The following is a 16978-nucleotide window of genomic DNA, read 5'->3' as shown; positions in this document are numbered from 1 at the left end:
CATGAGGATAAGCTGTATCCCACCTGAGGATCACTTGTGCCCCGCATGAGGATAAGCTGTATCCCACCTGAGGATCACTTGTGCCCCGCATGAGGATAAGCTGTATCCCACCTGAGGATCACTTGTGCCCCGCATGAGGATAAGCTGTATCCCACCTGAGGATCACTTGTGTCCGTATCAGGCACAGCGTGCCGTACACGGGGTTAAATGCTGCATGCAACGCCTGACAGCTCAGTTCCTGTTTTCCCCTGGCGACAGTTTATTAAGAGACCTTGACCATGGCCCAATCAGAACAGCTTATTTTAATTGACGGATCTTCATTTCTGTATCGCGCCTACTTTGCCGGCAAAACCAACATGTCCACACGTGATGGACTGCCAACAGGTGCAACTTTAATTCTGACCCGCATGTTCAAAAACCTGGTCAAAGACTTTGCCGACAGCAAGTTCATTGCCGTATTCGATGCCAAGGGCAAGAGCTTCCGCAGCGAAATGTACCCTGAGTACAAGGCTACCCGCCCTCCTATGCCAGATGACCTCCGTCAGCAGATTGAATTTGCCCACTCCATTGTTGAGGCCATGGGTATTCCTCTTATCTCCATCCCGGGAGTAGAGGCTGACGATGTGCTGGGCTCCTACGCCCGTGCAGCTGAAAAGCAGGGCATGGATGTCATTATCTGCACCTGCGACAAGGACCTTGCCCAGCTGGTCAATGACAATATCAAGCTGCGTGACACCATGAAGCACATCACCTATGACGAAGAGAAGGTCAAGGAGAAGTTTGGTGTGCCTCCACGTCTGATTATCGATTTCCTGGCACTCAAAGGAGACACCTCAGACAACATTCCGGGCATGAAAGGCGTAGGCGATGTTACCGCTGCAGCCCTGTTAAACGGTCTGGGCAGCATCTTTGACATCAAAGAAAATGCCGATGAAATCAAAAACCTCAATTTCCGTGGCGCTGCCAAGTTCAAGGACAAGTTCCTGGAGCAGTGGCCTGCCATTGAGCTGAGCTACCACCTGGCCACCATCAAGTGCGATGTTGAACTGCCTGTTGCCATCGAAGACCTTGCTCCTCCAGTTGAGGACAATGACACTCTGATTGCCATTTTCGAGCGTCTGGAGTTCACCACTCTGGCAAGAGATCAGCGTGAAAAGCGCACCGCCGACGGCATGAACAGGATGCAGGGCCAGTCAGACAGCGACAGCTCAGCAGCTCCACTGCTTGCCGGCACTTCGTCAACTGCAGGTGCAGATGACGCTGGCACCGCCGGTGCCGCTGCAGCCCCTGCTGCCGATGTCGGCCCTGCAGGGGAGGCCTCTGGCGCTGGCTCATCCGGAGAGACAGCTGGCGCTGACTTATCCGGGGATGATGCCGCCATTCTCACACCAGGCGCTCCGGCCAGACCAAAGCGTGGCCGCCCACGCAAGAACAGCACAGCAAGTGAGGGTGCAGACGGTGAGGGCAGCACGGCTACTTCCGGCCGCAAGAAAGGAGCTACCTCGGCCGCTGAATATGCCATTCAGGCCAGCGCTCTTGCTGAGGCCGCCTTACGCGCTGCCGCTGTTGCCAAGAATGCCGCCATTGCAGCTGAAGCTGCCAAAGAGGCCGTCAAGGCTGCTGAAAACCGCTCTGTCAGCGCTGATATTCTGCAGTCCATAGCCGCTCAGGCTGTAGCTGATGCCAGTGATGCTGTCAGACAAAGTGGCGCTGCCCGCAAGACCCGCAAGAGCTCCAGGGCTAAAGATGCTGAGGCTCAGCAGGAAGCAGTCTCTGCAGCTGCAGTTGAAGGTGCCGCTGACTCAGGCAGCGCTGTAGGCACTCAGCCTGCCACAGCTGCTGCAGCTGAGGGCTCTGGTACTGCACCTGCCTCAGGTGCAGCAGCTGCAGCAGAAGCAGCCGGTGAGATTACCGGTGTGGGTACCGCTGCTGCCGAGGGTGCTGTTCCTGCAGGCAAGGGTGTGCTCGATATTGAGAACCACCGCAATCATGGCCAGGTTGATGACTGCCGTCAGTTCTTCCGTGTCATCCTGACCCGTGATGACCTTGAAGCTGTTGAGCGTGACATGAGAAAGGCCGGACTGTTCAGCTTCCATGTTACCGCCTCATCAGAGCGCCCATGCGATTCAACCATCATTGGCCTTGCCATAGCAACCTCTGAGCAGGCCTGCTATTACATCCCTCTGGCTCACAGCTATCTTGAGGCTCCAGAGCAGCTGACTCTTGATGACATCAGGAAGACCCTTGGTCCGGTATTTTGCGACTCTGCAGTTAAAAAGACCGCCTTTGACCTCAAGCAGATGCGTCTGTACCTGCACTTTGCCGGCATCCCTGTTTCAGGCTTTGCCCCTGATCCAATGGTCATTACCCATATTCTGGACTCCTCACGCAAGGTGGACCTGAACATGATGTCTGAGGGCTATATCAAGTACAGCCCTATGGATCTCACAGCAGTCAGACGCAACAGCAAGGAGACCTTCGACAAGATCGAAATCGACACCTGGAAGGACTACGCCTGTGAGCGCGCCATGATCTTCCTGCGTCTGCACAGGGCCTGCATGGATGAGCTGCGCACCTTTGAAAATGGCCAGGAGCTGGTCAACTTCGACATGGATGTGCTTGATGTGCTTTACAACATGGAGGTCAGGGGCACTTATCTTAACGGTGAGGAGCTTGGCCGTCAGGCTGCCCGCCTGCGCGAAGATCTGCACATGGTTGAGCAGGATATCTACGATCTGGCCAACACCACTTTCAACATCAATTCACCTCGTCAGCTGGGCCGCATTCTCTTTGAGGATCTCAATATTCCTTATCCGCGTACCACAGTTAAGGCTGACAGTGAGGGCAACAAGTCCTACTCCACAGCTGATGACATTCTTTCTGATATCAGTGACGAGTTTGATATTGTGCGCAAGGTTCAGCGCTACCGCATGCTCTCCAAGCTGCTTTCGACCTACGCTGACAAGCTGCCACAGCTGATAAGCAGCCGTACCGGCCGTATTCACACCTGCTTTAACCTTGCAGGCACAGTAACAGGACGCCTTTCCAGCACCGATCCTAATCTGCAGAACATCCCTATCCGTACCCCGGAGGGCCGTCAGATTCGCCGTGCTTTTGCTGCCCCTGAGGGCTATCAGATTGTTTCAGCTGACTACTCACAGATTGAGCTGCGTCTGATTGCTCACTTTGCCCGTGATCCAAGCCTGATTGCCGCATTCAAGAACGGTAAGGACATTCACCGTGCTACTGCCGCTGAAGTGCTGGGCAAGAAAATCGAGGACGTTACCGATGAGGAGCGCAGCCATGCCAAGGCCACCAACTTCGGCCTCATGTACGGCATGCAGGCTCATGGTCTGGCCCGTCAGACCGGCATGACCAGTGCTCAGGCCAAGGCCTATATCAACATGTACTTCAAGAAGTATCCAACCATCAAGGATCTCATGGAGCGCATCAAGGAAGAGGCCCGAGAAAAGGGCTACACCCCTACCTTAAAGGGCTTCCATGTGGTGATCAACGGCATCAATTCCACAGGTGCAGCCGCCCGCGCCGCCGAGCGTGCCGCCATTAACGCCCCTATGCAGGGCAGTGCTGCCGACATCATCAAGATGGCCATGGTTGAGGTTAACCGCTATATCCAGACCCTGCCGCTCAACTCAGTCTATCTGACCATGCAGGTTCATGATGAGCTGATTTTTGAAGTACGCGATGACATGGTGACCCAGTTCACCACCCGCATCAGACAGATTATGGAAAATGTGGTCAAGCTGATGGTGCCTCTTGAGGTCGGCATCGGCACCGGCCCTTCATGGGACGAGGCCCACTGATGCAGGGCACGGCCTCAGCACTGACCGAGGCCCACTGATTCAGGGCACGGCCTCAGCATGGCCCGGCAGTGCACGGCATAGCCCGGCCCGGCCAGGGCTGCGCCGTGCCGGGCCGTGGCCGCCATCATGGCCGGTCTGGGAGATCTGCAGATCTCTGGTGTTTTGCTGTTCTGAATTTCTCTTCCATGAGTCACACATACTGGGAGCTGTGATATGAGCATGTATCCTGACTACGGCCAGCCGGTTCTGTTACCGCCTCTGATGACTGTAGTGGTTGCAGGAAAGTACTATTATCTGTGGCCCTATGAAATCAGGATGGAAAATGGCCGCCAGGTAAAGGTCAAAGCTCCGCGCTCAGCCGGCCGTATCAGCGGCTATGACGGCGAGGGTCTGGTCATATGGAAAGAGGAGTTTCTCAATGAGCATCCTGAGCTGCGTGCCTGGGATGTGTACCGTCGTGAGACCGTTACCGGAACTCACGCCACCTCTCTTGACTGCCGCCTGATCTTTACCAGCAAGGCCGGCTCCTCTAATACAGTGACTGATGATCAGCCCTGCCATGGCGGTGCCACCTGGGCTCTTGATCAGATTGTAAATGCCACTGCCCTGCCTGCAGCCCTCAATCACACCTTCAGCTCAGGATTCAGAGAAAGCCGTCTGCTTTCCCTTGCCTACTTCTGTCTGCTGAGCAATTCCCTTGATTTCAGCCAGTATCTGACCTTTTCAGGATCGGCCCGTCTGCCTCTTAATGAGGCCCTTACCGAAAGGGCGATTAATGAAGAGCTCATTAATATTTCTGATACCGAGCTGACCGGCTTTTACTCCGAGCTGCAAAAGCTCGTCCTCAGGGACCGCTCTACCCGCAACAGTTTCTACATACTTGATGTTGAGCTGCCTAACAATGTCACCGGCAGGCTGCTAAATGAGCGCTCTTCGTTTAACTGCAACAACGAAGCCCTTGCCCTGAACATTGGACGTGAGCTGCGCTCAGAGCGCTTTATGAGCCTCAGATACCGCAAACAGGTAAGTGACTTTGCTGCCAGCCTTGATGATCGCGCCTTTACTGTCATTAGCGCACGCTCAGGCGTTCCATGCCTGCACTCAACCTGGAGCAGCCGTGAGTTTTCCCTGTGCGACTTTGTGGAATTTGTGCGCAGCCATGGCTTTAAGGGCCTGCTCAATGACCTTGGGGCTGACAGCCTGATAAGAGCCGAGCTGACCTCACGTCTGGGCCGCAGCCCGGGCAACAGCTACGTAAGAGTGACCAGCAATAACGGCCGTGCTCCTGATATCGATCTGAGCTCCCTTGCCAATGGCGAAATCCTCAATTACATGGCAGCTGCCACCCCGTCAGGCCAGCTTTTTGATCTGAGCGCCCAGCCAGACTGGCTCAGCCCTGACGGCCTGCGCCTGCCCGCTCCTGACCTCAGCCATCCCCTGACCAGCAGCAGCGCCAGCGCCAGCGCCACCAGTTCAGCCAGTACTGCCAGCGCTGCCCGTGCCGCCACCCACGGCAGCGCAGCTCATTACGATTATCAGCATGATGCCCATGCCTATGACGACCTGTGCTCAGACAGTGCTGATTCCGAGCCAGGTAGCGTTGCTGCTGCCTCAGCCGTCCCTGATGAGGACACAGAAAGCTACAATCTCCTGCGTGCAGGACAGGCCTCTGACAAAGAGCTGGTGCTGGGCGAATTTGAAGACAACTTCCAGCGCTACCACCTTACCCGTCTTAGCAGCGCCTATCGCAACATTTCACCGGACAAGCCCCATCCTGACAAACTGTTAGCTCAGGACGGCCCGGGCAAAGTAAAAACAGCCAGCCCTGCACTGGTAACAGCATCAGGGCATATCAGGCTCTCATCTGGTGCCGGGGACGAATGGGATCTGCTCTCAACATCTTTTTCTACTGCGCTCAGCGGTCACATTGACCATGTCCCTGCCAGTGACCTGTTCTCTGAAGATGATGCTGATCTGGCGCCACCTGCTGACAGTCCGCTGTTTGCACCCCGCCCTGACAGCCCTGACTATGGCGATAACTTCGACTTTCTCACTTCCGGCCGTTCACCTGTTCTGACAGAGGGCACAGCAGATGCCCACAGTCCGGCTGATGGTGGCTCAGACCCGCTTGAGCTGTTCGACGACCCAGCCTCCCCACTGGAGATGCAGGATAATGCCCATACGCCACTGGGGCTGCATGATGGTCATGCGCCATTGCAGCTGCATGACGATGGTGACGCACAGCTGGGGCTGCATGACGGTGGTGACGCGCAGCTGGAGCTGCCTGACGATGATGCGCCATTACAGCTGCATGACGGTGATGCACCGCTGGAGTCGCTCGACAGCGATGATGGGCTGATGCTCCATGATGATGTGTCAGAGCTGACGGACAGTGCTGGCGGTGACGCTCTATATTCCGTTATGAAAAGCAATCTTAAAGGCAAGCCGGCACCTGCAGGTTCAGGTCGTGAAAACTGTCTTGGATATTTTTCCGGCCCGTCTTATCTGCGCCCAAAGAGCATGGAGCAAAGCAGGCAGGCCTCATCTGCAGCCGGTGATGACGGCAGCCATGCCGCTGGCAGCTCTGCTGCTGGCAACGGTGGCACTGGCCGCTCTGCTGCTGGAGCTGACAGTGGCAAAGACAGGGGCGGTGTGGGCCGTGCCCGTGCTTTTGAGGGTGTAAAAGGCGGGGATGAGGGAACTTCGCGTCATGGTGCCCGTGCGGTGCTGATACGTCGTGCCCGCAAGGGGCTGATAGAGCAGCTTGGCGATCTGTGCCGTCTGAACCAGGCTTTCATGCTGATTGCTGATCCTGCGCTGCCGGCTTTTAATCACGGCTTTGACAGCCTTATTGAGCAGCTGGTAAGACTTGAAAACTATGATGTGCACAGCCAGAGCTTTTCTGCCAGCATTGTAGTTCCTTTCTGTTACCGCGTAAGCCGCGTCAGTGACATGCTCAATAACGGCCGTTATGAGCATCGCACTCTGCCACAGCGCATCAGCTGCGGTCTGCACATTCACATGACTCTTGATCTGCAGTCGCTGATCACAGCGGCCCGTATCATGGAGTATGAGCAGGAAGACCCTGACAATCCTCCATATACCGAGCTGCTTGATGATGAGCAGGATCCATGGGATATCTTTTCTGGTCCTGAGGGTACAGCCCTTGATCATGAACCGCTGCGCCGCCAGCTGCGTCGTGCCCACGCCCATCCTGATGGCATTATCAAAGCATTGCGCTGCACCTCCAGCAGGGAAAATCCGGACCCTCAGAACATCAGGCTCGATCAGGACAGCTATGAGCTGGTCATTGATATTGCAGATACCCTTGATCAGTTCACAGGTAAGGCAGAAAACGGCAGCAATCCTCCTGGCGAGCATGCACGTCGCCGCCTGCAGCGTGACCTTGCTGATCTGGTACAGCTTGAACGCTTCAGCGGGCATGGACTGCTGCGTGTCATGATCAGCGATACCATCACTGATATATCTGAAGCCCGGCTGGCCTCGGGCATGCTGCTCAGGCATGAGGGCTTTTACGATCTCATGAGCCTTGATATGTTCAGGCTCGAGCGCTCGGGCATCAGTGCCATGAGCTACCGCATGAGACCTGAGCTTGCCCAGATGCTGCGCGGTCGCCGCTTCATAGCTGAGCTGGCCGCCTCGCTTCATCATATGGTTGAATGCCGTATGTATGAGTGTGACCGCCAGTATGGCAAGACCGGCCTGAGAGAAACGCTTAATATTGCTGATGTCGACCACTGCCTGCAGCAGCTGCACGCCATCAGGGCCTCCCGTCGTGGCGACGGACTTACCTGGCAGTCTCTTACTCCCCTGCAGTCCTCCATACTGGAGTACCTGGGGGTACCTGTGCCATCACGCGAAAGCTTCAGTGAGGTAAGCAATGACAAAAATATAGTGCTGCGCCGCCCCCGCAACCAGTAAGACCTGCTACCAAAGGCAGCGGCACGCACAGCCACCTCAGAATACACATTCTAAAACCATATGCAGAGCGTATCTGCATCACAGCCACCGTACAGCCGGGGCAACTGACGGCGCCCTGCTCAATGCAGCAGCGGCAAGCTTAATGCGACGACGGCCTGCTCAATGCAGCGGCGACCTGATCAAGGCGACGCAGGTCGCCGACCGCAGGCCGGTCAAAGTCGCCGCCGGTGCTCTTGAACGGCGTACTGGCGTTAAAAAAGGCCATAGACTTGTCAGTCTATGGCCTTTTTTTATGGCCTGAGGCGTTATAAGACAGTAAAGATGTCTGGACAGACTTCACTGTACTTCAGTCAGCTCAGAGTGATGCAATGGCAGGCAGGCAGCACCGCCACTGATGGCGCTGCAGCGCCATCAGGAGGGCGGGCTGCCCCTGCCGTTTTGCCCTGGCTTACTGGCGCTTCATGGCGCTGAAGAACTCTTCGTTGGTCTTGGTCATGGAAAGCTTGTCGAGCAGGAACTCCATAGCCTCGATTTCACCCATTGGATGCAGGAACTTACGCAGTATCCACATCTTCTGCAGCTCGTCAGCTGAGGTAAGCAGCTCTTCACGACGGGTACCGGATCGGGTAACGTCAATGGCAGGGTAGACACGCTTGTCAGCAATCTTGCGTGACAGGTGTAATTCCATATTACCTGTGCCCTTGAACTCTTCGTAAATAACTTCGTCCATCTTGGAGCCGGTATCGATAAGAGCGGTACCGATAATGGTCAGGGAACCGCCTTCCTCAACATTACGGGCAGCACCGAACAGACGCTTTGGACGCTGCAGGGCATTGGCGTCAACACCACCGGTCAGAACCTTGCCAGAGGCTGGAACAACGGTGTTGTAGGCGCGGGCCAGACGGGTAATGGAGTCCATGAAAATAACCACATCACGCTTGTGCTCAACAAGACGCTTGGCCTTTTCAATTACCATTTCTGCAACCTGAACGTGACGGGCGGCAGGCTCGTCGAAGGTTGAGGCAACCACCTCACCGTTTACCATGCGGCGCATCTCGGTAACTTCCTCAGGACGCTCGTCGATAAGCAGCACTATGAGCACGCACTCAGGGTTGTTTACGCTGATGGAGTGAGCAACATTCTGTAACAGGACGGTCTTACCTGCCTTTGGAGGGGCCACAATCAGAGCACGCTGGCCTTTGCCTATAGGGGCAGTCAGGTCGATAACACGGGCGGTAATGTCCTCCTTGGAGCCGTTGCCCAGCTCAAGACGCATGCGCTCTTCGGCAAAGATCGGGGTCAGGTTCTCAAAGAGAATCTTGTTACGGGCCTTTTCAGGCTGCTCGAAGTTGACAGCATCAACCTTTAACAGAGCAAAGTAACGCTCCCCTTCCTTTGGAGGGCGAATCTTGCCTGAAATGGAGTCGCCGGTACGCAGATTGAAGCGGCGCACCTGGGATGGAGAAACATAAATGTCGTCAGGACCGGCCAGATAGGAGCTGTCTGCACTACGCAGGAAGCCAAAGCCGTCAGGAAGAATTTCGATGACGCCTTCGCCGAAAATATCCTCACCGGTACGGGCACAGAGCTTGAGCAGGTTGAAGATAATTTCCTTTTTCCCAAGACGGGCGGTATTTTCAATACCGGCCTGCTCGCACATGTCGACCAGCTGTGCTACCGGGGTATTTTTTAATTCATTAAGGTTCATAAATAATTCACGTACGGCGGGTTACGATCAGCCACCATTGCATTGCAGAACACCTGTCTGCCGGTGCACTGATCGCTGTGCGGGAACATCCCAAAAAATATAATTTCTGTCCCTGACTGCCAGGTGAGGCTCTTAAAGAAGCCAAGGCAGATGGACATCTGACAATCTTGCAGAACAATGCAGCCCGTGCATCACACATCTTAAGATGCTCAGAGCTTTTATCCTGCATGTCATGCCCCAGCCTGCTCTGTCAGAACTGAGGACATTAAAACCCTGGCCATAAGGCCTGAAACCTTGCTCATTGCTGATATACGCAACCGCTGACAACAGTGATATACACAGCAGCCCCGGGCTGTCAGGCCGTCCTTACGGCCGGCATGCCATGCATCCTGCCTGTGGGCATGCCAGGCGGCATGCGCCGGCAGTGCCGGCTCAGGCGCCATGCTGCGGCCGAACGGCCATGGCAAAGGCATGAGTGCGCCATGGCAAGGCCATGCAAAGCACCCGTAAGACGCCACAAAGGCTCTAAAACAGCAAATCAGATATGAAAACCACAGTGTCCTGACATTCCTTAATCACAAAGAACGTTGCAGTCCCGGTTAAATGACAACAGGCAGACAGAACTGATGACAGATTAATGGAATTCAGGGGAGGTTTACTAAGGCGGTTACTTGGTGAGATGAGCTAAAGTGAAGGCGGCAGCGGTACCCAAGACCCGGGCGGGTCTGTCTGCGGGCAGAGGTCGCTGCAGTTTTTGTCTGCATAATGACCTTACTGTGGTACAGCAGCAGCTGAAACAAAAGACCTGACATCAGGCCTGAAGACCCACAAAAAGCACAGCACCTACACGGGATTTTAAGAAAATCAGAATCCTGGAAAAATTAAGGAGGGAGATGCCTGCAGAAAAGAGTTTACTTCCGGAGGGCGGGCAGACGGCCAGCCTGAGGAGAAACATCAGGAAAGATGCTTTTCAGGGGGTGGCAATAACAAGGTAGATTATTGCGCTGGGCACATAATATCATATTTTTTATGAATTGACCGAAAATAGGCTCAGGCTGAACAAAAGTTGTCAAAATCGCCTTAAACGCTCACAAATCAGCCGTTTTTACGCCATATTAAAGCTCTGAGAGTCAAAAAACAGGGTGCAGCAACAGCCTTAAAGGTCTAATATATTTTACAGGCCACAGCCTGACTCGGCCCTGCAGTAGCAATTAACAGCAGACACAGTCTCAGGCCTGACCTTGTACTTTAACGGAGCAGCCCTGCAGGGAAATCCAGACCCCACCCTTAAGGACCTGCTCCTATTTACAGACACAATACCAGTCAACAAGACACGCCCAGCCCTTACCCGACCAGACCAGCCCAGCCCCGACCAGACCAGCCCAGCCCCGTCCAGTCCCGTCAAGCCGGCTCATCATCTCAGACCTGCCTCCCACACCGTCTCCCGACTTATTTATTCCGAACCACTCCTTAACATCATGACGCTCTCAAGGCCATGATTGAGCTTTTACTGCAGCACCTGGTAAGGAAGCCGCCATGTCCCTTGCACACCGTTACGGACTGGACAGGGGCTGGCAGTGATCTGTGTTAGAGCCTCAGCGCAGCGGATAGGGGCAGGAAAATTTTCCTGTTTTTCGCCTGTCGATATGAATATTGACCGGTACCAGCGGCCAAACTGTGCGCAGCGGGCCCTGACAATAGATAAACAGGGCGGGACAGCACGGAGCCAAACATACGCTCTGTCCGTTAAATATGGGTCCGGCGTCTTATTGCGCATGCCTGTGAATAGCTGTAGCATACCCACAATATGCCCGCAGCCTGCGGAGCAAAGCTCCGGCTGCCCTGTGCTTTTTTCTCTGGATAACAGGCCGGCGTCTGACGCCATGACTGTGAACTTTTCCCGATCATTGTCCCTGTTTTCAGATTACAGGCTACAGCTCTCTACTATTGAGCACTGCTCCCTGTCAGCAGCAGGGCTGCGCTGCGTCATGGCACGCAGTGCAGCGCCGGCAGCGCACCTTATCAGTACGCGCCTGCCTTTCTACATTTGACCACTGCCGTATTTCTCACCATACAAGGACTTTATTATGCGCTCACAACCTGTCATGACCCCAGGCATGCTAATAAAGATGATCTTTTTTCTGGCAACGCTCTCAGGCCTGATTTTCTCAGGCTCTGCCGCAGCTGCCGGTGAAGAGAAAACCGCCACGGCTGAGCCGACTGCCAAGGCAGCTGCCTATGCGGCTCCTGCCAAAAATGCCTCCTCTGACAGCGCTGATGTTTCACTGTATAACGAGTTTGACCTGCTGCTTAAGCCGGATATTGATGCAAGTGACATCACAGCCGATCCTCTTGGCAATATCGACAAGAAGAACAAGAAGAAGTACGAACATCTTGAACAGCCTCATGAGCCTTATCTCCCATCAAGGGAAGAGCTCAGGGAGCGTCTTGGAGAGATAGACAGTGATGCTGCACTCAATGACGCTGAAAAAGAGCACACCAGAGAGCTCATCACCCGTACCATGAACCTGCTCACCCTTTATGATTCCATCATCAAGGAAGAGCACATGATTAATAATGAGCTTACTCAGGGTAATGCCATGATTGGCTCCCTTGAGAAGGCTCTGAGTGAGGCCAATTCCGTATACAGCGATGAACCTCCTGAGGTAGTGGTCAACGATCTTGAGGATGTCAATACCCTGATCAATCATCTGACCCTGCAGCTCAATCGTGTCCAGTCACAGCTCAATGACGCTACCTCTGCATACAATTCCCTGCAGACCCTGCCGTCACGTGCGCAAAATCAGATTACCCAGAACAACCAGCAGCTCTTTGAGATTACCAAGCGCATTAACGACCCTACAATTCGTCTGCTGCCTGATGAACTCAAGCTGCTTCCTTTTGAAAGCTATGTGCTGGAAAAGCAGAACAACCTGCTGCAAAGTGAGCTCAAGTACCTGACCACTTTCCAGGATATTGCCAACTACAAAATCCGTATTAACAGCCTGCACCGTGACTATCTGAACAAATATCTGGCCAAGGCCAGAATCCGTCAGAACACCCTGATGAGTGCCCAGATCGTCACCGATGAGAGCACTGGCAATACCGAGCAGCTGCCTGCCAAGCTGGCAAATGAGCTCAAATACAACAATGAGCTGGCTGCCAATATCGACAAAATTCTTTCTGACAACGCCCGCCTTAAAAAGGACCTCCAGGAGGTCAACAATGCTCTTAACAGCGCCCATCAGATTGAAAAGAACATCCAGGAGCAGCTCTCTGACCTCACCGGCAGCGTGATTCTATCCCGTCTGCTCAACCGTCAGCAGAGCGAACTGCCAAAGATTTCCATCTCATTCAAGCTCGATGAGCACATACCTAATCTCAACCTGTGGATGTATGAGCTGCGCAGCTCCCGTGAGCAGATCTTCGATGTTCAAACCTACGTAAATGAAATGATCCGCAAGGATCACGGCTATGCCCCGTACCGTGAGCAGCTGGTACAGCTGGTCAGACACCGTCGTGCTCTTTTTGACGAGCTCTACAACGCCATGTCTGACGGTGTGACCCTGGCCATTGAGCTGCGCGCCAAGTACAACAAGTTCAACACCACCACAGACAATCTCAAGACAGTTATTAACGATCACCTGTTCTGGCTGACCTCCAACCAGGGCATGAGTCTTGATTTCTTTGTCAATCTCTATCCAACCCTGATGCTGCAGCTGCGCGATTTCCATCGCTATCTCAACACTGATCAGGTTATCCATGACACTGTGGTCAACTACCTCAAGGTGCTGATCCCTATCATGCTGCTGGGCTTTATCTTCCAGCGTGCCAAGCCTTATCTGCGCCGTAAGACCAACGAGCTGGCCATGCGTCTTGATAAGGTTACCGATAACTACTGGGTTACACCTAAAGCCCTTTTCTGTCACTGCTTTCTGATTCTTCCTAAAACAGTAATAATTACCAGTATTGGTGCCACGGTCATTTTTACCGCCCTGGACAGTTTCGAAAGTCAGCTGCACGTAACCCTGATGCTGGCCCTGCACCTGATGTGCTTCCTGTACATGAGGCAGATCATGGAGCCAAACTCCCTGGTACAGCGCCACTTCTCCATCAATCCAGCCATCATTACTCAGAACCGTATCCTTATCGATCAGATCTGGTATTTCAGCATTCCAATGCTGATTATTGCCAACATGAGAGAGGCTGAGCCAACCAAGATTTCAGGTGACGTCATCGGCTATATTCTGATGATGCTGGGCTTCCTTTACCTGACATTCTTTGCCATGGCCACGATTAAGCGCATGCTCATTCACTACAGCCCGACCATGACCTTCTGGATTCTGTCAGCCGCAGGCGTAGCAACCCCGCTGACCATTGCTGTCATGCTGGGCATGGGCTATTACTACACTGTAATTCAGCTGCTCAACCGTGTGGCCATTACCCTGTACATTGGCTTTGCCTACCTCATTGTCGCAAGCACCCTGCGCCGTGAGCTCTATGTTGCTGAGATCAGGATCATGAGAAATGTAAGAACAGCCATGCTCAACAGCCGGGAAAATAAAGCCGACAACGCAAAGGGAGCTAATGGCCAGGGAGCATCTGCCTCAGGCAGCGCTGCCAGCAGCTTCGGTGCCCGTTTTGAGAACTTCCGCCTTGAGCTGGTAAACAACCGCGCCTTCAAGCTGTTCAATGCCATACTGCTGACCATCACAATCTACTTCATGTATCAGCAGTGGAGTGACCTTGCAGGTGTTCTTACCTACCTGGACAAGATCTACCTGTGGCAGAACGTCAAGGTTGTAGACGGCGTCACCATCACCAGCTCCCTGTCCATCGGCGACATTCTGCTGGCCATTGTGATTGTTATCGTAGCCGTAATCCTCAACCACAACCTGCCAATGCTCATCGAACGTCTGTTCATGCTGCGTTCAGGTGTGGGTGCACGCAGTACCAGCTATACCATCAAGCTCATCACATCCTATGTGATTACCGGCCTTGGAATCATATTCGCAGCCGGTGCCCTTGGTATCAGCTGGGATAATCTGCAGTGGCTGGTAGCTGCACTTTCTGTGGGTCTGGGTTTCGGTCTGCAGGAAATCTTCGCCAACTTCGTATCCGGTCTTATCATTCTCTTTGAAAGACAGATACGTGTAGGTGACATCGTTACCATCGACAATCTGTCCGGCACGGTTAACAAGATACGTATCCGTGCAACTACCATCATCTCCTTTGATAATAAGGAAGTGGTAATTCCTAACCGTCAGTTTATTACTACTGCACTGACCAACTGGTCCCTTACCAATACTGTTACCAAGCTGGAGTTTGCCATTGGTATTGCCTATGGCGCCGACCCTAACAAGGCCAAGGACATTCTGCGCGGCATTATCCGCCGCTGCCGCGATCTCAACCGCGACCGCCGTCCACTGGTCTACATCAAGAGTCTGGACGCCAGTGCCGTAACCATTATGTGTGAGGTTTTCGTTAACGAAATCGGCAAGCGCAAGCCTGTGTACGACTATCTGAGTACCGAGACCCTGCGCCTGTTCCGTGATCACGGCATCGAAATTCCATTTGATCAGCTCGACGTCACTATCCGCAATCTAGATAACGACAAGACCATTTCCTACACCGAGAAGGACCTTATCAAGGCTGCTGCCATGGGTGCTGCCAAAAAGAAGGCTGCCCTGCCAGTTCCTGAAGAATAACGATCACTTCTTACCAGGATGCAGGTAAACCCTGCAGGTCCTGCACATCAATGAAGCCACCTTACGGTGGCTTCATTGTTTGTACTGAATAAATTGGCCGGGCTGCCGTTGTATGTCTGAGCGCTGTCCGGGCTTTCTACGCCGCCCGGACAGACAGTCTTACCGGGCAAACAGGAGAGAGAGCCCGGAATAACAGGTCTGTTTCAGGTTCCGGTTACAGTATATCCATGCTGCGGCTCTGTCATGGCTTGCAGGCCAGACAAAGCTGCAGGAGATCATCATGGCATCACAGGCACAATACCTGGCTTAATGCCAGGCACGATGCCAGGCACCGCAGCGCAGTGCCCGGCCCGTACGACTGCGCGCCGGGCATGGTCGTCCCGGTCCAGGCACAGCTGGACCAGGGCGCACCGGCCTCAGGTCGCTGCGTCTGTCCGTGCGTGCATCTGTACGTACGTGCACCTGTCCGCATGACCATGTACCCGCCACACAGGATATTGCTGTATTAAATAAGCACAGGGTGTAAGCAATGAGCCAAGCTGCTAACGAAAACACAGGTACGTTTGCAAGTTCCGAGTCTGGAGAGCCGGTACGTGCATGGCGCATAGCCTTTAAGGTCACTAATCTGAGCTACGACTTTTCCCGCTACGATGAAATAGATATCAACCCTGATGAGTACACTTTCTTTGAGCCTGATGTCTTTGCCGGAAATAACAGGTTCTATGATCTGTGCCGCAAGAATGGCTTCTACAGCAAATTCCACAAGGACTTTGTTCAGACCTACTTTTTCAGCCTCTTTGCCAACACTCCTTTTCCCTGCAATGTATTTGCTTTTGTCGAAGAAGTGATTATGCATGGCAGAGACTTCGTCCATCCGCCGCACCGCCTGACCATTGACTCCTCCAGCATCAAGGACCGCAAGCACCGCGCCAAAGCTCAGAAAAAAGGCACGGTCAATGTCGATCCTGACTTTGAAATTTACTATATGGAGACCCCTCACATCACCACGGCCAAAGGATCCGATGTGTCCATATTTGTAGCTCTCAGCTCCATGTACATGCGCGGCTCCCCGAGGCAGCGCGGCGAAAGCTTTTTCAAGCACAATGCCTTTTGCTGCCTGAGCGATGGCCGGGGCATGACCTTTATTAAAGATGGCTCCTTTGCCGGCCTGGTTCCCAACCTGCCCAGCGCCTCTACCCTGCTGCCCCTGATTTTGCTGACCTCCCGGGCTCTTGGCTACAAGTACTGCCTGCGCAATATCAACAAGCTGCTGGGCCGTCAGCTCAGTGAGAAATTCCGCCGCTCAGAAAAACTGATGCGCCAGGGACGCCGTAACATTCGATCATTATCCTTTCTTTACTATTCTGTAGAGTATTTCCTGACTCAGAGCTTCCTGGTTTCAGCTGTTAACCATCAGAACGCCCTTGCTCATGAGCTGTTCCGCGAAATCATTGTCCGCATGGACATCCCTCGCGAGTACCAGTCAGTCAAGGAGCAGATGACTCCGCTCAATCACATCATCAATCAGCTGACCAGCCACGAAATTCTCAAGGGACAGGTATCTATACGCTTTGCCATTGTAGCCCTGGGCTTTTTCATGGTGCTGGTCGTGGTGGTAGTCAGCGTGATCCTGGGCATTGAACCCCTGGTTCGCCTGCTCAACAACCTTGGCATTCTCCCTGAGAACTTCCTTAAATAGAAAAACCCGCGTAAAGCGGGTTTTTCATTATGGCAAAGCAGATTTTTACATCCACAGCGGTCCGACACCAGTCCTTAAGCCAGAAAGCCCTGGACCT

At 53.7% G+C, this 16978-nt stretch carries 6 protein-coding genes; 4 read left to right on the top strand and 2 right to left on the bottom strand.

The genetic code is table 11. The features are described 5' to 3' along the window. Window positions 1-278 precede the first annotated feature (278 nt). Window positions 279-3824 carry a DNA polymerase I gene (gene polA, locus MXE41_RS04820; protein WP_247099554.1) on the top strand — a complete coding sequence of 1182 codons (3546 nt, stop codon included), beginning with the start codon at window positions 279-281 and terminating at the stop codon, window positions 3822-3824. A 213-nt stretch (window positions 3825-4037) separates the two neighbouring features. Then, entirely contained in the window at window positions 4038-7766 is a 3729-nt protein-coding gene (locus MXE41_RS04815; RefSeq protein WP_247099553.1) for a hypothetical protein, read from the top strand. A 139-nt stretch (window positions 7767-7905) separates the two neighbouring features. On the opposite strand, the gene MXE41_RS13065 is transcribed toward MXE41_RS04815, so the two are convergent. Together MXE41_RS13065 and rho are read right to left on the bottom strand one after the other, a co-directional pair. Next, on the bottom strand, window positions 7906-8031 hold the full coding sequence (locus tag MXE41_RS13065) for a hypothetical protein (protein ID WP_281503543.1): 126 nt from the start codon (window positions 8029-8031) through the stop codon (window positions 7906-7908). A 183-nt stretch (window positions 8032-8214) separates the two neighbouring features. Continuing rightward, window positions 8215-9474, bottom strand: a complete 1260-nt coding sequence (rho, locus tag MXE41_RS04810) for a transcription termination factor Rho (protein ID WP_246975917.1) — start codon at window positions 9472-9474, stop codon at window positions 8215-8217. A 2129-nt stretch (window positions 9475-11603) separates the two neighbouring features. Here rho and MXE41_RS04805 point away from each other — a divergent pair. Together MXE41_RS04805 and MXE41_RS04800 are read left to right on the top strand one after the other, a co-directional pair. Further along, window positions 11604-15182, top strand: a complete 3579-nt coding sequence (locus tag MXE41_RS04805; protein ID WP_247099552.1) for a mechanosensitive ion channel domain-containing protein — start codon at window positions 11604-11606, stop codon at window positions 15180-15182. 529 nt (window positions 15183-15711) lie between these two features. Further along, a complete protein-coding gene (locus tag MXE41_RS04800) occupies window positions 15712-16881 on the top strand; it encodes a hypothetical protein (protein ID WP_247099551.1) in 1170 nt (389 codons plus the stop codon). The last annotated feature ends 97 nt before the right edge of the window (window positions 16882-16978 follow it).

The sequence above is a fragment of the Anaerobiospirillum sp. NML120449 genome (genome assembly GCF_023051105.1).
Lineage (GTDB): Bacteria > Pseudomonadota > Gammaproteobacteria > Enterobacterales > Succinivibrionaceae > Anaerobiospirillum.
Note: the sequence above shows the minus strand (reverse complement) of the source record. Positions and strands in the feature narration are given on the sequence as shown.